This is a genomic window from Neobacillus sp. GCM10023253 (genome assembly GCF_042653105.1).
GTDB classification, from domain to species: domain Bacteria; phylum Bacillota; class Bacilli; order Bacillales; family Cytobacillaceae; genus Neobacillus; species Neobacillus citreus.
Window position 1 is genome coordinate 931,069 of sequence record NZ_JBHSHV010000003.1, and the last position, 19,532, is coordinate 950,600.

Consider the following 19,532-nt stretch of genomic DNA (forward strand, 5'->3'; position numbering starts at 1 on the left):
GAGGGAATTGAAATGGTGATATCGGGAATTTATGTTGAAACAATCCAGGGCAAGGCTTGCGGTGCTGCGGAGAAATTGGGCGAATTAAACGGTGTCGAGGTTCACCACATTCATGAAGATAAAAGGGTCATTTTGACTTTGGAAACTGATACTGTGGACCAAAGCTACCGGACAGCCGAAAAATTCAAGGCGATTGAAGGCGTGCTGGGCATCTGTCTTGTTTATACCAACTTCGAGGACGAACCATTTTATCAGGAAGTGGCTGGTAATGGATAAGGAGAAATTAAATAGACGGCAATATTTGGCGTTGAACTGGGAATCAACGATTCATTTTTTAGGGAACTTCCTTGCGCCGGCAATGGAATTAGAGCGTGATTTTATCCGGCCGCCAGGTGCCGGGGAGGAGCTTGAATTTCTGACCTCTTGCACAAGATGCAGCAAATGTCAGGAGATTTGTCCGGAACAAAGCATCCGCTTATTTGCCTTATCTGACGGGGCCAAGCTTGTAAATACTCCGTACATGAACTTGAATGAGTCACCATGTACGTTTTGTATGAAATGTGTAGAGGTGTGCCCGACAGAGGCGTTAAACCTTTCTGATTATCAGAAGTGTCCATACCTTGGAACTGTAAAAGTAGAGAAGTACAGCTGTTTGGCATATAAACAAGTGATGTGCGATTATTGTGTAAGGGCATGTCCGGTTAACGGTGCGATCAGGTTAGAGGATGGAGTTCCGGTCGTATCCAAGGAACTTTGTACAGGCTGCGGTATATGTATTACGAACTGCATTGCTGAAGACGGTGCATTGAAAGTATTGCAAAAAGAGCATTCTTAAAACGTGGTCTGTTTTAGGTGCTCTTTTTCGCTTTTCTAGTCCCGGCAAATTATAATGGTAAAAGGGGAAGAGGTGATTTTTTCGTGGCAAAAAAAAGAGCTGCGTTATCATTCAGTGGAAAAGATTCTACACTGGCATTGCACGAACTCCTTCACGGGGAAGAATATGAGGTTGAATTGTTGTTTACGACAGTAACTGAAGGCTTTAATCGGACAAGCATTCATGGAGTAAGGGAGGAACTGCTGGAGGCGCAAGCGGCATCGATTGGCATTCCATTAAGAAAAATCTTTATTCCGGAGCAATGCTCCAATGAAGTCTACGGGGAAATAATGAATCGGGAATTGGCTGATTTGAAGGCGAATGGGATTGACCATATTGTATTTGGCGACCTATTTCTTGAGGAAATCCGCAAGTACCGTGAAGAACAGTTAAAACCCTTAGGTTTTACAGCGGTTTTTCCACTCTGGGGACAGAATACTGCAGATTTAATTCACCGCTTTTTGTCGCTAGGGTATAAAACAATTATAACCTGTGTAGACTTGACGAAACTTCCAGAGGATTTTTCCGGAAAAGAAATTAATGACGGTTTTTTGCAGGCCCTGCCTGAAGGTGTGGACCCTTGCGGTGAAAACGGCGAGTATCATTCATTTGTATATGATGGTCCAATTTTTAATAAGCCAATCCGGTTTCAAGTTGGCGAGAAAAAGTTTTCAAAGGATGTATACGCTGGTGAAACAAGATTTTGCTTTACCGATTTAATTCCATTAAGGGAGTTTTGATTTATGAATCGCTGCGGCTGGGTTAATCAAGACCCATTATATATTGATTATCATGACCATGAGTGGGGAGTCCCCGTTCATGACGACCGTTTGTTGTTTGAATATTTGAATTTGGAAGGGGCGCAAGCTGGCCTTAGTTGGTATACGATTTTAAAAAAGCGGGAGAATTACCAGAGGGCGTTTGACAACTTTGAGGCGGAGAAGATTGTCCTGTATGACGATCAAAAGATTGAAGAACTTTTACATAATGATGGTATTGTACGGAATAGACTAAAAATTAATGCGGTGATTGGCAACGCCAAAGCTTATTTAAAGGTGGTCGAGGAATTTGGTTCCTTCAATAGCTATATTTGGTCATTTGTTGACGGGAAGCCGATTATCAATCACTTCAAAGAAGCGAGCGAGGTACCTGCCTCCACGGAAATAAGCGACAAATTGAGCAAGGATTTAAAAAAGCGCGGCTTTAAATTCGTCGGCTCCACCATCTGCTACGCCTTCATGCAAGCAGTAGGAATGGTCAATGACCATATCGAAAGCTGTGAAATGAAACGCGGGGACGGTTCTTTTGCCTCAAAAATTTGAGGCATTAGAACCGTCCCCATCTTTTATCCGTTTTGCTTTTGGAACTGTTCCATAAATTCGCTGAATGCTTTGCAGGATTCGTATGGAACGGCGTTGTAGGTGGATGCGCGGCAGCCTCCGATGGAGCGGTGGCCGTTAACACCGATAAAGCCTTCTTGCTTGGCTTGCGCTAAAAATGCTTTTTCCAGCTCTTCTGATTTTAAGTTAAAGGTAATATTCATTAGGGAGCGGCTGTCGTTTTCAGCGTGCCCGATGTAGAAACCATTGCTATGATCAATAGCATCGTAGATAACCTTCGCCTTTTCCTCATTCCGTCTGACAACTTCCTCAAGGCCGCCAATTTCCTGTACCCAGCCAAGAACCTCACCGAGCATATAAATGCCAAAGGTTGGCGGAGTGTTATATAAGGAATTGTTTTTTGCATGAGTGCTGTACTTTAACATGGTAGGGATATTAGAATTAGCCTTTTCAAGAAACTCCTTGCGAACAATTACTACCGTAACACCGGAAGGTCCAAGGTTTTTCTGGGCACCCGCATAAATCATGGAGAACTTGCTGACATCAACATGCTTGGATAAAATATCGCTGGACATGTCCGCAATTAACGGAACATTGCCAGTAGCAGGGAATTCCTTCCACTGCGTTCCGTAAATTGTATTATTGGAGGTCAGATGTAAATAGGCCTCGTCACCTTGATATTGAATTTCCGCTAGTCTAGGAATGCGGCGGTATTTGCCTTCTTTTGATGACGCCGCCTGAGCAACTTCACCAAATAGCTTGGCTTCGGCAAAAGCTTTTTCTGACCAAGATCCAGTCATCACGTAACCCGCTTTTTTTCCTTCTCCCAAAAAGTTCATCGGGATCATTGAAAATTGCAGGCTTGCTCCACCTTGCAAAAAGAGTACTTCATAATCTTCAGAAATACCCATTAAATCCTTTAGGCGCTCGATCGCCTGATTATGTACTTCTTCATAGGCAGCACTGCGGTGGCTTAATTCCATGATTGACATTCCTGTGCCACGGAAATCAATCAGCTCCTGCTGGGCTTTTTCCAGTACAGAAAGAGGAAGAGCAGATGGGCCGGCATTGAAATTATAGGCCCGTTTGATGTCTAGTTTCATTTCGTTCACTCCCATGTTTTTTTAATATAAATGAATATAACATATTTTCGTATTATTTTGACAGGAAATTTTATTCCTTTACAGAGTTAAAGGCTTGTTCAATTTTTAAACAAAAAAATGCCTGCCACTAATGCAAGTAGCAGACCGACAAAATGCTTCTATGTTTAAATATAAATCACTTAACTTTCAGCAAGAAAATCCTTTTTTGGCAGCGTAATGATCTTTCCGCCAATTTGGACGTGAACGGTATCGTTGAAAATGGCTTTTACTATTCCTTTTAAGGAAATAGTTGAATTTACGGAGATTTTTTTAGAGTCAGATTGATTGGCCATATGGATCAACACCTTTCAAAATTTATAAACCCAATATAAAAAATAAGATTACCCTATATTATTCGGAAAAATATGGTGATATCCTTCCTGACAAAACCTGTTTTTTAAAAAATTTTTAAAAAAGTTGTTCATGTTAGACGAATTCCTTTAATCCAGGGGTGTTATGGAAGGAATTGAATAACATGAACTATAGTTCAAGTATTACATTCAGCTATAAACATGTCAACAAAAAGATGAACTGTAGTTCACCTTTAATTTTTGTGCTATAATAAGCCCGAGGTGGTCCTATGACTGAACGTGAAGATTTGCTTGTAGGTGAATTTCCGATTCTTCCTAAACAAGAACGGGCCCAACAAAAAAGAAATGCTCTCTTGGCAAGCGGGCGAATACTGTTTATTGAAAAAGGATATGAGCAAACAACCGCAAAGGAAATCGCGGCCCATGCAGGGGTAGCTACAGGAACCTTTTATCGCTATTTTTCAGATAAACGGCAGCTGTTAATGTCCCTTTTGGAGGATAAAATAGATGAATTGCTCCCTCCTGAACCAAATTGGACTGCCGGTAATCCTGAACTTTTATTGGCATCCTTATTAGAAGCGCATATGAAACGGCTTAACGGGATGGGACTTCACCGTGTTTTGCCAGAACTACTGCATAAGGATTCGGAACTTGCCGAGGTGTTAGGAGAAGCCAGAAAAAAAATCCATTTAAGAATTCTTACCGGATTAAAGCGTGCTTATGATTCAGGGTTAACTTGGAGGGACTTGGATTTGGATAAGGTTGCCTGGTCTATTATGGTGTTGGCAGAGAGTGGAAATACCAAGATAGGTCAACACTGTAAAAAAGAAGATTTTATGGAATTGGCAAAGGTCATTTGCCGCATTGTTTTCCCTCCTGAAGTACTAAAGAAATTCCTTATTGAAAATGAAGAATAAACTAAAGAGTGGTGACTAGCGATGAAGGTAAGAGATTTTATGATAATGAATGTCATTACAGCAAAACCAACTGATACTATTAAGGATGTTATGAAAATTTTTGTAGAAAAAAAAATTGGCGGCATGCCTGTTGTGAATGGCGAGGGTAAATTATGCGGCATTGTAACAGATGGGGATATCTTAAGAGCTATTAAACCCATTGATCGGCAAATTTATAATTATTTTACCTTTATGACTTATATCGCCGAGGAGGATTTAGAAAGCCGCTTGAGTGAAATGGCGGGAAGGGAAATCATAAAGATTGCCAAAACAAATGGGATTGTCACTGTTCATCCTGATGATGATATGAAAAAAGTTGTCTCCCTCTTATCCAAGCACCATTTTAAAAAATTGCCTGTGTTAAACGGTAATAATCGTGTAATCGGTGTCCTCAGCAGGGGAGATGTGATTCGAAGCATCCAACAAACCATTATTGATGAGATGGATTGAAGAATAAAAAGGTGCCAGGTACTTTCATGAAAGACAGCCTGACACCTTTTTTTAGAGTTAAGTATGAAATTTGCGTCCAATATCGGCAAGCATCATTTGTGATGTAATATAATCCTGTTCCCGTCTTTTTTCAACTAATATCCGTATGTCATGATTCCGGCAATAAACCTTATAACAAACACCATGGGCATTAAGAAGTGCTTTCTCCATTTCACTCGTGTACTTCAAACGTAAATGTTGGATGTTAAAACCCTCCTTTAGTTATTAGGTTTTCATCTTACCATTGAACAGTTTTTTTCGACAAAGCCCGTAAAGTGGGAAATCTTGTTATATTTAGGACTGAGGTGGCCTCCTGTTCCCTGAACCTGCTGATTCATACAATCCCTCCAATATCCTCTTGATTAAACCTTGTTTTCCACTGATTTTCCAAAAATACGCAACTTGTATTAGGTTGATAGTAAGGATGTATTATTTTTTTCATCATTCTGATGTCTTACACTATAAGAGTGAGAAAATTCAGAATGGGGGGTTAAATATGCACAAAAAACGGTTTCAGGCCGGCGGCATTCTGTTAGTAATGCTTGGTTTTATTTTTTCAACCGCATTTTCCTTAACTGGCACTCCAATAGGCGAGGAAACCCAAACAACATCAATAGACACAACTACTAATAAAAAGTGGGAAAGCTACGACAGATCTGAGGAATATCAAAGCTACATTACAGAAAAAGATGTTTTCATTACAATGAGGGATGGCGTCATATTGACTGCCGATGTTTATCGGCCAGACGGACCGGGGCCATTTCCAGTTATTTTGACTCAGACGCCATACAATAAAAATGTTAATGGCGTTAATGAATATTTTGTTAAACGCGGCTATGTCCAGGTAGTGGTAGATGTCCGTGGGACAGGTAGTTCGCAGGGCACATGGGAATCATTTGGGATTGCTGAACAGCAGGACGGAAAGGAGCTTGTGGAATGGGCGGCCAGTCAGGCGTGGTCAAGCGGCAAGGTTGGCTTATACGGGGCTTCCTATATGGCGATTAACCAATTCTTTACGGCAGCCCAGCAGCCCAAAGGCTTGGCTGCGATGTTCCCAATTGTGCCGATGGGAGACAGCTACCGGGATATCGTGATGTCAGGCGGTCTGGTCAATACCGGGTTTATCCCTCTGTGGCTGGGGCTAGTCACTGGTGCGGGTTTATTGCCGCCAAGCTACACATTGACAGATCCTGTTCAGACAGCAGGAGTTCTTATTAACCATGCAGGGCAAATCTCCGGTTTTCAGACAAATACGTTAACATCCGCTCTTACAGGCGGGGAAGTTGCCTATGATGGGCCATTTTCTTGGCAGCGTTCGCCGCTATTAGTCGCAGATAAAGTAAAGGTGCCGGCATTTATAACCGGCGGCCTCCATGATATTTTTCAACGGGGTGAACCTTTACTATTTGAAAAGTTGAAGGCAAATGGGGTCAAAACGAAGCTGTTGATCGGTAATTGGACGCATGGAGATTTTGGAAGCGGATTACCGGCGGATAATGTTCCTACTTTAGACCAAATTGCCTTAAAATGGTTCGACAAATATGTGAAGGGCATGAATGTGGATGTGGAAGGGATTCCTGATGTAACGCAATTTGTGTTAGGCGATGGTCACTTTGCAGTGCAGCCAGGCTGGCCGCATGCCAAGGCACAGGCTGAAAAATATTATCTTCGTTCCGGGAACCTGCTGACAAAGGATACTCCATCCATGATTGAAGGCTCCGATTTAATGCTGCAGCAGCCAGTGAACGGGATTTGCTCTGGCAGTGCCAGCCAATGGACGATGGGAATATTGGGGGTCTTTCCATGCACAAAGGATAATCGCTTAACCGAGACTACAGAAGTCACCTACACAACACCTCCGGTTAATCAGGACGTGAGAATTTCCGGTCCGATTGCTGCAAGAATTTATGTAAGTACAACCGCTAAAGAAGCAGTCCTATCTGTTCGTGTAACAGATGTGGCTCCGGATGGCACCTCAAGCGAATTGACCGCCGGCTGGCTCGCTGCTTCGCATCGTGCTGTAGATAAGTCAAAGAGCCGCTTTTTAAATGGCGAAAATATTCAGCCATGGCATCCATTTACGACGGAAGCGGTCCAGGCGGTGGTACCAGGCGAGGTTATGGAATTAAACATCGAGATTTTTCCGACCAATGCACAGATTAAAGATGGGCACCGCCTACGGGTCAGCGTTGGGCCAAGTGACTTCCCGCATTCGTTATCAACGACACCGATGCTGCTTAATCAATTAGGCGGTGTGGTTACTATTATGCATAACAGCCAATATCCTTCATATGTGACCTTACCAATAGTAAAATAAATCTTTTTAATAAGCTGTTGATTACTGGTTTTTGCGGTGATCTGCAGCTTTTTTCTAATATATATGGTTCATAACGCCCGAACGGTTAAAGGGAAGAAGGATTCGGTCGTTATGATGGGTTTATAACGCCCGAACGATTAAAGGAAAGAAGGATCCGGTCGTTATGATGGGTTTATAACGCCCGAACGGTTAAAGGGAAGAAGGATTCGGTCGTTATGATGGGTTTATAACGCCCAAACGGTTAAAGGAAAGAAGGATTCGGTCGTTATGATGGGTTTATAACCCCCGAACGGTTAAAGGAGAGAAGGATTCGGTCGTTATGAGTGGGTTCATAACGACCAAACGATTAAAGGAAAGAAGGATTCGGTCGTTATGAGTGGGTTCATAACGACCAAACGATTAAAGGAAAGAAGGATTCGGTCGTTATGACGGGTTTATAACGCCCGAACGACCGAAAAAAACAAGGCCCCAGGCGTTATGGTGGGGTTATAACAACCTCAAAACTTAAACGAACAAGTCCCGGTCGTTATGATGTTGTCCTTACCGACCTAAACAGTATCGTCGATGCCATCTTTATAAGTAAAAAGACAATTCAAAGCATTAAACAAAATCTATTCTGGGCATTTGGATATAATACATTGGGGATTCCAATTGCCGCAATCGGCTTTCTAGTCCCATGGCTTGCCGGAACTGCTATGGCATTTAGTTCTGTTTCAGTCGTATTAAACGCACTGCGTTTACAAAGAGTGAAGCTTTAACTACTAATAGAAATGGAGGTGGCGGGAAACTTGGCTCCTAACCAATAATCTTACCATTTTAACTAAAATTACTTGTTGTACTCATCGATTTACGGTAGGGGGGTATGATATAATTAGCAAAAAGGGAGGCGGGTCAAATGTCAATGAATGAAAAGGAAATAATGGATGAATCCTGCTGCCATACCGAGGAAAATCACCGCAAGAGTCACCATTCTGATAAGGTAAAAAGCAATCTTGTGACAAGGCTGAATAGAATTGAAGGCCAGATTCGCGGCATTAAAGGGTTAATTGAAAAAGACACGTACTGTGATGAAGTGATCAACCAAATTGCCGCCACGCAGTCGGCTTTAAATAGTGTAGCGAAAATCCTGCTCGAAGGCCATATGAAGAGCTGTGTGGTGGAACGGATTCAGGAAGGCGATTTTGACGTGATTGATGAGGTTCTTGTAACCGTACAAAAATTAATGAAAAAATAACGGAGGAATAAAAAATGGAAAATGTAACATTAAATGTAAGCGGTATGTCTTGCGGCCATTGTGTCAAAGCGGTGGAAGGAAGCGTCGGGAAATTGGATGGCGTAAAAAATGTTTTCGTTAAGCTGGAAAAAGGTCAAGTTGATGTTGTGTTTGATCCAAGCATAGTATCCCTCAGCACGATTAAAGAAACAATTGACGATCAAGGATACGATGTAGAATAATGATGATTGGCACCCAGATTAGCTTGGGTGTTTTCTTTTTACAAGGGGTCAATTCTTTTATAAAAATAGCTGTGGTAGAATGATAGTTAAAGCTTTGAAAAGAGGTGCAGCTTTGAGCAGGCAAGGTGTGATATCCCTCGGGGATGCGTTTATTGATTACATATCAAAGGATTCAACTAATACAATATTTCACCAGTTTCCCGGCGGGGCGACGGTAAATACCGCTGTTTGGACAAGCAGGATAGGGGTGCTTTCTTATTACTTAACGAAACTTGGAACGGACGAAGAGAGTGCTTTTGTGGAGATGGAGCTTGTAAAAGAGAAAGTGAACGTCGATTATTGTGTCCGTTCGCCTGAAAAAAGAATCTGTAGTGTCAAGGTACATATAAATCAATCAGGTGAGAGACAGTTTCATTCCTATAATAACCCAACTCCAGATTTACTTCTAACCAGCAATGATCTTCCTGAAGAATTGTTTCAGCAGGGGAAACTCTTTTATTTCGGTTCCGGGACACTTTTTCATGATATAGCAAGGGAAACGACACGCCAGGCACTCGAATATGCCCGCAAACGGGAGTTGCTGACGGCATTTGATACAAATATTCGCCTGCAGCGTTGGGAAAGCGAAAAGAAATGCCGGAAGACTGTCATTTCTTTTGCCAAACAAGCCGATATCGTTAAAATGGCTGAAGATGAATTATTCTTTTTAACAGAAACAAATAACCTGGAGGAAGGTCTGGGGCTTATCTCTGAATGGGGGATTCCGTTTCTGTTTATCACGATGGGCGGGCAAGGCTCCTGTGCCGTACATAAGGGACGAAGCATTTTCATTCCGGGTGTGCAGGTTAAAGCTGTAGATACCACCGGGGCAGGTGATGCCTTCATGGCAGCCATTATATCCCGCTTTCATAATCATGGTGTTCCTCAAGATGATTTGCAATTAGAAGAATTTGTCCGATTTGCTAATGAAATCGGTGCGCGGGCAACGACGAAAATGGGGGCATTGTAAACAAAAACAGCGAAGCACATGACTTCGCTGTTTTGTCTTTTTAATGGGTGATTGAATTTGATTGTGTAGCTTGATTTGATTCCGGTACCCTCATTAAAATAATCCCACCTATGATGAACAAAACAATTAAGCTAAAAACACCGCTGTTGGTGTTTCCTGTCATCTGTGCAGTAAAACCGACTAAAAACGGTCCAAGGATGGCTGCAAATTTATAAAAGATGCTGTAAAATCCAAAGAACTCGTTGGCACTTTCTTTCGGCACCAATTTGGCGAAATAAGAGCGGCTGAGCGCTTGGATGCCGCCCTGAGAAGAGGCGACAAGCATGGCCAGAATCCAAAAGTCCAAAACAGTTTTTAAGAAATAGGCATAAGTACAAATGATGATATAAACGAAAATGCCAACGAGCAGCATCGTCTTACCCTTAAACCGATCGGCAAGCTTGCCGTACAAAATGGCAAACGGCGCGGCCACCACCTGGGTGGCAAACAGGATGATTAACAGATTGGTAGAATCAATCCCCAAATCCGATCCGTACGCGGTTGACATCGTAATAATTGTGTTAACCCCGTCAATATAAAAGAAATAGGCAAGTAAAAAGAGAAATAACGGGCGATAGAGTTTAATTTTTTTAAACGTAATAAATAACTGTTTAAAGCCGTTGGAAACAGGGTTTGGGACGCGTTCTTTGTAATAAACTTGATTTACATTTTTTAACATCGGAATCGTGAATAGTCCCCACCATAAGGCGGTGATGGCAAAAGCGACTTGGCTGGCAACGGTGACAGACAATGGGAGAATGCTTTGTTGGGCCAAAATGATCAGGGCAATTCCCATAATGAACGGGATGGTACTGCCGATATAGCCCATCGCAAAACCGCGTGAGGATATTTTGTTCATCCGCTCTTCAGTAGTGACATCAACCAGAAAGGCATCATAGAAAATGTTCGTTCCGCCGAAGCCAATAACCGTAACCATATAGCAGATTAAAAGAATCATCCACTGGCTGCTTGGAACCACGGCGAGCAAAAAAGTAAAAATAACTCCTAAAGCAAAGAAAAAGGTGAAAAATCGTTTCTTAAACCCTCGGAAATCTGCAATGCTGCCAAGGACGGGGGCACAAATAGAGATTAATAGTGTCGCAAAAGAGTTGGCATAGCCCCAATAGGCGGTTGATGTTGCACCGGCAAGTCCTGCCTCTTTGGCGGCTGCTTTGAAATATAACGGAAAAACAGCAGTGGTAATCAGGATAGAATAGGCGGAGTTGGCCCAATCGTAAAAAACCCAGCTTTTTTCTTGCTTTGTCATCCGGCTCATATTTTTTCCCCCTAACTAAGTTTTTATCGTTTCAATATCTCCTCAATTACTCTTCCATCAGTATCTCCTAAGCTGACACCAAGTAATCTTGCGAAGGTGGGCCCTTCATCAATAAGCCGGATGGATGGAAGTGTGACTGATTGGACCCCTTTTCCTGCCGCCATAAGGATGGTTCCATATGCCTCTTTTACGGGAGAATAGCCGTGAGTAGCCAGGGTATATTTTTTATCTGCCTTTACATCTTCAGCTGTAATGGTTTTAATATAATCCCCCTCATAATCTTCTAAAAAGTAATACCCCAGGCTTGCTTCAATCATAAAGGCACATTCCCCATCCGCACCTCGTTCGGCAGCCTGACTGCCTGAAAGCACCTGTTCAATTCCCGAAGTTGGGTCCTGAATCATTTCTGACAATAAGGATTTTACTTTTTCATAAGTAATGGTGTCACACGGATCTTTTACATAAATATATGCCGAACCGTCACAGCTTTTGCAGTATGCCTTCCAATTTACCAGCTTTCCGCGAGAGTTGGTGGTAATCAGATTGTGTTCTTTAAAAAGTACGTTTAAGTGTACAGCCTTAGTTTCATCTAACGCGCTGTGGTCGCCGAGGATAACCACAGTGGAGTTATCTTTGATGCCGCTCTCCTCAAGTGCTTCCATGATTCTGCCAAGCCTGCTGTGATGACGGTAGATGGCGGCAATCGCCTCATCTGAAGAAAAACCATGGAAGTGACGCATGGAATCCAAGTCTGTAAAGTGGACTAGCATTAGGTTTGGTTTCTTTGTTTTAATCGTATCCACCGCTGCTTCTAAAACAAAATCATCCAATTCCGGCTGGCTTAAGCCGTTGCGGAGATGACCATACCGTTTATTGAGGTCCCATTGGAAGCGGGGAGTCCCGCTAGTGAGAGATACAAGAATTTGATTTTGCCATGGACGGTTTGCGAAGATCTCGGGCATGTTATAATCAATATCCGCTTTTCCGGTAACCGGCCATAGTAAGGCAGCTGTGGTCATGCCTGCTTTTTTTACTTCATCATAAAGGGTGGTTCCGCGAATGGAGCTCCGAAACCAATTCCAATCAGGAGATAAGCGTCCTGGCTGCAATAGGGTATTATTAATGACACCGTGTCTGTTCGGATATTTTCCCGTTACGATAGTGGCATGGCAAGGGTAGGTGACAGATGGGTATATACTCTCGACATTTTCCACCAAGGCCCCGTTTTGAAGAATTGTCTGAAAGTGAGGTAATTCTTTAATGATGGGAAAATCTAAAGCAGAAAGACAGTCGAATGAGATAATGATGAGATGGTCGGTAAGTCGATTCATAAAAACCCTCCGAATTGGTAACTACTGCTAATCCAATTGTACAATAAGATACTGGGTTGTTACAGAATTTTTACAATATTTATGAAAAAATTAGGATGTTTTGGTGTTGGAAGATATATGTAATTAAGTTTTTTCAGTATAATGTATATAAATGTCTAGGGAGGGGGATGACCGTGATGCCAAGCATTCAAAGTTTATTAATCGAAAAAATGATAAAACTATCAGTAAAAAGAATGGCGAAAAAAGGAATCAGGAAAACAGAGATGGAGGAAACACGGCAGAGGTTCAATGAATTTGGTGCCAAGCTTGGCCAGCTGCCAAAGGGCTGTGTTAGGGAATCCTGCAAAATTGGCGGCCTCTATTCTGAATGGCTTTCCTTCACTGATACTAAGGAGAAGAAGGTAATCCTTTATTTGCACGGCGGTGCATATGAATATGGGTCGGCAGATACCCACCGTGTGTTGGCTGCGAGAATTGGCAAGGCTTCCGGTGCCAAAGTGCTCTTGCCGGAGTATCGGCTTGCCCCTGAACATCCATTCCCGGCGGCGATTGAAGATGCTGTTTTAGTATACCATTGGCTGCTTGACCGGGGTTATGAATCTTCTAATATTATTTTTGCTGGCGATTCAGCAGGTGCAGGCTTAAGTATTGCCGCCGCCTTGACACTGAGGGAGCAAAACGATCCCTTGCCGGCAGCAGTTATTTGTTTATCGCCTTGGGCGGACTTAACAAGCAGCGGAGAGAGTTATGAGAAAAACAGGAAGCTGGACCCGTATTTAAACCCAGAAGCCGTGAGAAAGGCAGCTGCCATGTATGCAGGTGCCAAACCGCTAAATCACCCAATGATTTCGCCTGTTTTCGCTGATTTGACCGACTTACCGCCATTGTTTATCCAAGCGGGAAGTCATGAAATTTTACAAAGTGATGCCGAAATGCTTGCAGCAAAGGCGCGGCTTGCTGGCGTTGATGTCACCTTGAAGATATGGGAAGGAATGTGGCACGTTTGGCAAATCTTCGGTGGCGTTCTGCCCGAGGCCCGTAAAGCCATTCGCGAAATCGGGCATTTTGCGAAGCGAAGCTTTAAAAACTCCACAATTAAGTGAATGCCCGCAAATTGGAAATTGTAATAATATTGCCAATGTTTTTGCAGCCAGTCTTTTTTACAGGCTATATAATGAAAATTAATAGGAACATCATTTTGAAGGAGGAGCAAATCATGAAAACGTTAATTGTTTATTGCTCATCCCATGGTACGACAGAAAAGGCTGTGAGTGTATTATGCGAGAATATTGAAGGAGAGGTCCTCGCTGTAGATTTGAAACGGGATAAAATTCTTTTTGATTTAGAGGACTATGATGGGGTTATAATTGGCGGATCGATTCATGCAGGGGAAATTCAAAGGAAGATTAAACAATTTGTCAAACAGCATCATGATGAGCTTTTAGAAAAAGAAGTGGGACTATTTCTGTGCTGCATCCGGGATGGTGATATCGCTGTGGAGCAATTTAACCGCGCCTTTCCGCAGGATTTACGGAAAAACTCCGTGGCAATGGGCTTATTTGGTGGCGAATTCTTAGTTTCTAAAATGAATTTTTTTGAAAGACAAGTAGTAAAAAAAGTGGATAGTGTAATAAAAGACGAATCGCATCTAAACCTCAACGCCATCATGGAATTTGCCCTAAGATATAATAATATAAGAATCCCGGTCTAGTCAGCCGGACTATTATTCCAAAACGCTTCTGCAGCAAAAGAGGCGTTTTTTTATTTTAGAAAAATATTTATCTGTTTAAAAAAAACACGTTTTGAACATAATGGAAGGGTCAAATTACAACATGAGAGAGGATTTTTATGAAAATTTGGTTTAACCGCTGGTTTACAACTGTTTCCCACTATATTGAGATGATTCGGGACAATCCCGATAACCGGAAATTTTCAATCTATGGAACGAGTCCGAATAAGGATGCTCTATATTTGCAGTATTGTGATAAAGCTTTTACCGAACCGGAACTCTCCGGTGATGAATATATCGCCTTCTGTATGGAGTTTTGTGAAACACATGGGATCGACATTTTAATACCCCGCAAGGAAAACGTGTTAATTTCAAAAAGACTTGCTGATTTCGAAAAAATTGGTGTCAAAGTGTTGGTCTGTCCAGATGCGGAACTAATGGAGAAGATGGATAATAAGGCCCTTGCTTATCGAACCGTTATGGAAAAAGCGGAAGAAGAAGGCCCTATATTTTCCATTCCTGAACATTATGTGGTTAATACTTTAGCGGAATTTAAGTCCGCTTGCGAAAGGCTGATAGAAAAGGGACATAAGGTTTGTTTTAAACCGGTCATCGGCGAGGGTGCCAACGGTTTTCGTGTGATAAAGGATGAGATTGATTCCGTCAATCAGCTTTTTCATCATGGCACTAGTTTCCGAATGCCTTATCGGTACGCTTGCGAAATTCTTGGCCAGCAGGAGACATTTCCAGATTTAATGGTCCTTGAGTATCTAGAGGGCCGGGAATATAGTATTGATTGCCTGGCAACACCAGACCGATTACTTGCCGCGATCCCAAGGATGAAGGGAGATGGAAGAATCCGTGAGCTAGTAGACCATCAAGAACTGATTCAACTCGCTCATCGGTTTCATCTTGAGTTTAAGCTGCCATATATATTTAATATTCAATTAAAATATAACAATGGTATCCCAAAGCTATTGGAAATTAACCCACGTATGAGCGGCGGCATGCATATCAGCTGCCTTTCCGGCATCAATATGCCCTATCTGGCCATCAAAATTCTCCTCGGGGAGAAAATTGAAGCGGTCAGCCCGCGTTTCGGCATTCGCGCCAGCCATCTCGAAAGAGAAATGATTCTTAAGGATGATTGGTGTCAGGCACCGTAAACCATATAAAGATTTCATTTGTTTAGTAGATAGTGTAAAATAAAATAAATATGGAAAATTCAAAAAAATAACGGTGCGGCTGGGGAAAGGTGAAAAAATTGACTTATTCTGAATTAGAGCTAATCGCAGAGACAAAAACATTTCATGTCAGTAATGTGAAGATTTTTGATTATTTCGACCTGGGGCGTAAGGAATGGTACCGTTTTTGTACCCAGCAGCTGGGTGTAGAGGCAGTAGCGGTCCATATTGGCGTTGATTATAAAAAAGAAGTGTTTAATAATGATGAAATAATCGTTCGCACATGGCTTGAGCGAGTTGGGAATACAAGTTTTACCCTTATGCAAAAGATGGAAAATAAACAAGGCATTCTGCTGGCGTCTGCTGAAGTTATTTTGACAACAATTAATCGGCAAACAAGAATTAAAACCACTGTACCTGATGAAATTCGCCGACTGCTCCATCAAAATGCTGAGCTTGCCGAACTAATCAACTGCTAAAAAAAGGACGAACACCATGTCTGATGGTGCTTGTCCTTTTTTCTTTTAAAGACTATATTGGATACTGTTAATCAAACATTTTATGCTATAGAATGATAGATAGGTTTAAAAAACGGAGGATTCATTAATGGAAGGAAAATGGCTGATAGCAGATCGTGACTTAAACGAACGGGAGGGGTTGAAGTGGATGTTAAAAACCTCCTCTATTCCTGTTGCCAACATCTTGTCGGCGGCTGATTATCAGGAATTTATCGTCCTTTTTGAGAAAGAATCTCCTGAAATCGTCTTAATCGAATTAGATATGATTAACAAAGAAGATTGGCCGGCTTTTCGTGATTTAATCCAAATTTATGAACCTATTCTGCTATTAACTAGCGCTGAGGCCACTTTTGAGAAAGCGCGCTTGGCCATCGACCTACAGGCACTAGATTTAATGATCAAACCTTTTTCGACGGTAAAAATAAAGTCTGCTTATCAAAAGGCATCCCGAAAGCTTTCGACCAAATTGAAACCAAATGGTCTAATGCAGTCAACCCTTTATAAAGATATTACCTATGAGTCCTTATTTATTTCACAAATAGGTTTTAGCGAAAACTACCATATTGCTGCATTTAAGGCTGAAGAGATTGAAATGAATCGTACCTTGCATTCCTTTTTATTAGAATATTCGTTTAAGGATTTGCATGGCATTTTTCCGTTAAGTGACATGGTTATTCTTTTGTTTATGGAGTCCTGTACCACCATAATGGAGCAATGCCGGAAAGCAATGAGAAGATGGGAAGAGGAATTTTCCGACTCTCTTGCGATTGTCGTTCATAAAGGGAATTCCCCAACGCCTCTTAACGAAAAATATCGCCAAACCAGAAAAATGCTGGATTTCACTTACTATAAAGGATACCGGCAGGTGGTTGAGTTTGAATACTCTCCGAAATGGGTTTATCTCGACCCATTCTTAACGCCTCCCGAGCAACGAAATTGGATTGACATGCTGACCAATTTTGAATTGGAAAAAATAAAGAAATGCCTTTATGATGAATTTCTACATTTAGAAACTCCTTATCCGGACCCCGGGCTGGTCAGAATCAGGTTGACAAGTATTTTGGCGCAAATAAGAAGATTTATGAAGACCTATACTCTTGAGGAAGACGAGCACTTTGAGAGGGAATATCGGTACATTTTTAATTCTATATTATATGATACGGTTCTTTACCGGACGGTTCAAAATCTGATTTTATTTATGCAAAAGATTTTCCAGGGTGTGGAGGCTAACATCCGCAGCTTAAAAAACGATCCAATCGAAAGAGGCATCGCCTATATGGAAGCTAATTTTTCAAATAGCCAGCTGCGGCTTGAAGAAGTAGCTCAATATGTGGAGCGAAATCCGTCTTACTTCAGTCATCTTATAAGCTCGACGACTGGTTCAAGCTTTACGGATGTGTTGACTGGAATCAGGATGAAGGAAGCGAAAAGACTGCTGCGGGAGACGAACAAGCCCATCAATGAAATTGCCGCAATGGCCGGCTTCCAAAATTCCAATTATTTTAGCAGGCTGTTTAAGGATTTGATGGGTTCCTCACCAAGAGAATATCGAAAAGAAATGAAACTATGACTCAGTGCTGACTGAGTCTCTTTTTTTTGTTTTTTCTAAAAATAATTAACCTTTTCTAAAAAAAGTATATTTTATTGAGGGTTTGTCCTAAAAAAAAGCATTTTATTATAAAAATTGTATCTGTTTTCTAATGTTTTATTCGTATTTTTCAGAAGATTAGCTTTTTATAATAAAAATAGATTTAAACCAATAAGGGGTGTAAAAATGGAAACGAAAACATCACAACCAAGAGTAGTTAAAAATTATAAAGGCACTGAACTGCATGCAAAGGGCTGGATTCAAGAGGCAGCGCTCCGCATGCTTTATAACAACCTTGACCAGGAGGTTGCCGAACGACCAGAAGATTTAGTTGTCTACGGCGGAATCGGAAAGGCAGCACGTAACTGGGAATCTTTTGATGCAATTGTGAAAACGCTTTTAGAGTTAGAAGATGATGAAACATTATTGATCCAGTCAGGAAAGCCGGTTGTAGTTTGGAAATCTCATAAGGATGCGCCCCGTGTATTGCTGGCAAATTCAAACCTTGTTCCTGCATGGGCTAATTGGGAGCACTTCCATGAGCTTGATAAAAAGGGCTTGATGATGTATGGACAAATGACAGCCGGAAGCTGGATTTATATCGGCAGCCAGGGAATCGTTCAGGGAACCTATGAAACTTTTGCTGAGCTTGCTCGTCAAGAGTTTGGCGGTTCATTAAAACACACGATTACACTAACTGCTGGTCTTGGCGGGATGGGCGGCGCTCAGCCACTTGCGGTAACAATGAACGATGGTGTTTGTATCGCTGTGGAGGTCGATGAGTGGAGAATCGACCGTCGGATCGAAACAAGATACTTGGATGTAAAAACAAAGGATCTTGATGAAGCATTACGTTTAGCGTTTGAAGCGAAGAAGGAAGGCAAGGCACTTTCTATTGGGCTTATTGGAAATGCGGCTGAAATTTTACCATTAATGATCGAAAAAGGTTTCAATCCAGATGTGTTAACAGACCAGACATCTGCACACGATCCATTAAATGGATATGTACCAATTGGGTATTCATTAGAGGAAGCAGCGAAGTTAAGAGCGGAAAATCCGGCTGAGTATGTGAAGCTTTCCAAACAAAGCATGGCTGTTCATGTAAAGTCAATGCTGGATATGCAGGCAAAAGGTGCGGTTACATTCGATTATGGTAACAACATCCGTCAGGTAGCAAAAGACGAAGGTGTGGAAAATGCCTTTGATTTCCCAGGATTTGTTCCAGCTTACATTCGCCCGTTATTCTGTGAAGGAAAAGGACCTTTCCGTTGGGCGGCATTATCTGGCGATCCGGAAGATATCCGTAAAATTGACGAAGCATTACTTCGCGAGTTTAAAGATGATGAGCATCTTTGCAAATGGGTAAGAATGGCCCAGGAAAGAATCGCATTCCAAGGACTTCCTGCTCGTATATGCTGGTTAGGATATGGAGACCGTGCACGTTTCGGTAAAGTGATTAATGACATGGTGGCTAGTGGTGAGGTTTCAGCACCAATTGTTATCGGCCGTGACCACTTAGACGCTGGTTCTGTTGCTTCACCTAACCGTGAAACTGAAGCAATGAAAGACGGTTCGGATGCAGTTTCCGACTGGCCAATTCTAAATGCGATGATTAATGCTGTTGGAGGAGCGAGCTGGATTTCATTACACCATGGCGGCGGCGTTGGGATGGGATATTCCCAGCACTCTGGTATGGTTATCGTAGCCGATGGTACGAAGGAAGCAGAAGTCCGCTTGCAGCGCGTATTAACAACTGACCCTGGGATGGGTGTAGTCCGCCATGCTGACGCCGGGTATGATCTGGCTATTAAGACTGCTAAGGAAAAAGGCATCAAAATGCCAATGCTTAAGCAAGACTAGTACTACCAGGATAAGGGTACGCAATCGTGTTTGGCGGATATATCTGCGAGTTTGGCGGATATGTCCGCTATTTAGGCGGATATCTCGGTTAATTCGGCGAATATGTTGGTGTTT

At 42.1% G+C, this 19,532-nt stretch carries 20 protein-coding genes and 1 pseudogene; 17 read left to right on the forward strand and 4 right to left on the reverse strand.

Annotated features, from left to right (window positions below; translation table 11 throughout):
• Positions 1–12 precede the first annotated feature (12 nt).
• The 4 genes from ACFPA1_RS04855 (at position 13) to ACFPA1_RS04870 (ending at position 2,196) form a co-directional block, all read left to right on the forward strand.
• On the forward strand, positions 13–276 hold the full coding sequence (locus ACFPA1_RS04855; protein WP_213140283.1) for a chaperone NapD: 264 nt from the start codon (positions 13–15) through the stop codon (positions 274–276).
• Positions 269–835, forward strand: a complete 567-nt coding sequence (locus ACFPA1_RS04860) for a 4Fe-4S dicluster domain-containing protein (RefSeq protein ID WP_378581590.1) — start codon at positions 269–271, stop codon at positions 833–835. Before ACFPA1_RS04855 ends, ACFPA1_RS04860 begins: the two co-directional genes overlap by 8 nt.
• Positions 836–918: 83 nt before the next feature.
• Positions 919–1,614, forward strand: a complete 696-nt coding sequence (locus ACFPA1_RS04865) for a diphthine--ammonia ligase (RefSeq protein ID WP_378581592.1) — start codon at positions 919–921, stop codon at positions 1,612–1,614.
• A gap of 3 nt (positions 1,615–1,617) precedes the next feature.
• Positions 1,618–2,196 (forward strand): DNA-3-methyladenine glycosylase I, encoded by a 579-nt coding sequence (locus ACFPA1_RS04870; protein ID WP_213140280.1) that lies wholly within the window; start codon positions 1,618–1,620, stop codon positions 2,194–2,196.
• Between the two features lie 23 nt (positions 2,197–2,219).
• Here the strand turns inward: ACFPA1_RS04870 and serC are convergent, their stop codons facing one another.
• Positions 2,220–3,317, reverse strand: coding sequence for a 3-phosphoserine/phosphohydroxythreonine transaminase (gene serC, locus ACFPA1_RS04875; protein ID WP_378581594.1), 1,098 nt, complete (start codon positions 3,315–3,317; stop codon positions 2,220–2,222).
• A 179-nt stretch (positions 3,318–3,496) separates the two neighbouring features.
• A complete protein-coding gene (locus tag ACFPA1_RS04880) occupies positions 3,497–3,649 on the reverse strand; it encodes a hypothetical protein (protein ID WP_213115881.1) in 153 nt (50 codons plus the stop codon).
• Positions 3,650–3,936: 287 nt separating this feature from the next.
• Between ACFPA1_RS04880 and ACFPA1_RS04885 the strand changes: the two genes are divergently transcribed.
• The 7 genes and pseudogenes from ACFPA1_RS04885 to ACFPA1_RS04915 all read left to right on the forward strand — a co-directional run bounded on the left by ACFPA1_RS04885 (position 3,937) and on the right by ACFPA1_RS04915 (position 9,893).
• Entirely contained in the window at positions 3,937–4,584 is a 648-nt protein-coding gene (locus ACFPA1_RS04885; RefSeq protein WP_378581596.1) for a TetR/AcrR family transcriptional regulator, read from the forward strand.
• 21 nt (positions 4,585–4,605) lie between these two features.
• Complete coding sequence (locus ACFPA1_RS04890) at positions 4,606–5,073, forward strand: CBS domain-containing protein (protein WP_213140277.1); 468 nt, start codon at positions 4,606–4,608, stop codon at positions 5,071–5,073.
• A 535-nt stretch (positions 5,074–5,608) separates the two neighbouring features.
• Positions 5,609–7,429, forward strand: coding sequence for a CocE/NonD family hydrolase (locus ACFPA1_RS04895; protein ID WP_378581598.1), 1,821 nt, complete (start codon positions 5,609–5,611; stop codon positions 7,427–7,429).
• 545 nt (positions 7,430–7,974) lie between these two features.
• Positions 7,975–8,187: pseudogene (locus ACFPA1_RS04900) on the forward strand (hypothetical protein); the annotation flags it as partial.
• A 137-nt stretch (positions 8,188–8,324) separates the two neighbouring features.
• The gene (locus tag ACFPA1_RS04905) at positions 8,325–8,663 is read left to right on the forward strand and encodes a metal-sensitive transcriptional regulator (RefSeq protein ID WP_213140275.1); all 339 of its coding nucleotides are present in this window, start codon (positions 8,325–8,327) and stop codon (positions 8,661–8,663) included.
• 14 nt (positions 8,664–8,677) lie between these two features.
• A complete protein-coding gene (gene copZ, locus ACFPA1_RS04910; protein WP_213140274.1) occupies positions 8,678–8,884 on the forward strand; it encodes a copper chaperone CopZ in 207 nt (68 codons plus the stop codon).
• A 112-nt stretch (positions 8,885–8,996) separates the two neighbouring features.
• Positions 8,997–9,893, forward strand: coding sequence for a carbohydrate kinase family protein (locus ACFPA1_RS04915; RefSeq protein WP_213140273.1), 897 nt, complete (start codon positions 8,997–8,999; stop codon positions 9,891–9,893).
• A 40-nt stretch (positions 9,894–9,933) separates the two neighbouring features.
• Here the strand turns inward: ACFPA1_RS04915 and ACFPA1_RS04920 are convergent, their stop codons facing one another.
• Both ACFPA1_RS04920 and ACFPA1_RS04925 read right to left on the reverse strand, forming a co-directional pair.
• On the reverse strand, positions 9,934–11,208 hold the full coding sequence (locus ACFPA1_RS04920) for an MFS transporter (RefSeq protein ID WP_213140272.1): 1,275 nt from the start codon (positions 11,206–11,208) through the stop codon (positions 9,934–9,936).
• Positions 11,209–11,231: 23 nt separating this feature from the next.
• Positions 11,232–12,539: an ectonucleotide pyrophosphatase/phosphodiesterase gene (locus ACFPA1_RS04925; RefSeq protein WP_213140271.1), complete on the reverse strand. Its 1,308-nt coding sequence runs from the start codon at positions 12,537–12,539 to the stop codon at positions 11,232–11,234.
• A gap of 176 nt (positions 12,540–12,715) precedes the next feature.
• On the opposite strand from ACFPA1_RS04925, the gene ACFPA1_RS04930 reads away from it, so the two are divergent.
• From ACFPA1_RS04930 to hutU, 6 genes are all read left to right on the forward strand, one after another.
• The gene (locus tag ACFPA1_RS04930) at positions 12,716–13,642 is read left to right on the forward strand and encodes an alpha/beta hydrolase (protein ID WP_241113879.1); all 927 of its coding nucleotides are present in this window, start codon (positions 12,716–12,718) and stop codon (positions 13,640–13,642) included.
• 113 nt (positions 13,643–13,755) lie between these two features.
• Positions 13,756–14,250, forward strand: coding sequence for a flavodoxin domain-containing protein (locus ACFPA1_RS04935; RefSeq protein ID WP_378581601.1), 495 nt, complete (start codon positions 13,756–13,758; stop codon positions 14,248–14,250).
• Positions 14,251–14,387: 137 nt separating this feature from the next.
• Complete coding sequence (locus ACFPA1_RS04940; RefSeq protein ID WP_378581603.1) at positions 14,388–15,434, forward strand: ATP-grasp domain-containing protein; 1,047 nt, start codon at positions 14,388–14,390, stop codon at positions 15,432–15,434.
• Positions 15,435–15,532: 98 nt separating this feature from the next.
• Entirely contained in the window at positions 15,533–15,931 is a 399-nt protein-coding gene (locus ACFPA1_RS04945; protein WP_277398264.1) for an acyl-CoA thioesterase, read from the forward strand.
• Between the two features lie 127 nt (positions 15,932–16,058).
• Positions 16,059–17,540, forward strand: coding sequence for a helix-turn-helix domain-containing protein (locus ACFPA1_RS04950; RefSeq protein ID WP_213140266.1), 1,482 nt, complete (start codon positions 16,059–16,061; stop codon positions 17,538–17,540).
• Between the two features lie 204 nt (positions 17,541–17,744).
• Positions 17,745–19,418 (forward strand): urocanate hydratase, encoded by a 1,674-nt coding sequence (gene hutU / locus ACFPA1_RS04955; RefSeq protein WP_213140265.1) that lies wholly within the window; start codon positions 17,745–17,747, stop codon positions 19,416–19,418.
• Positions 19,419–19,532 lie beyond the last annotated feature (114 nt).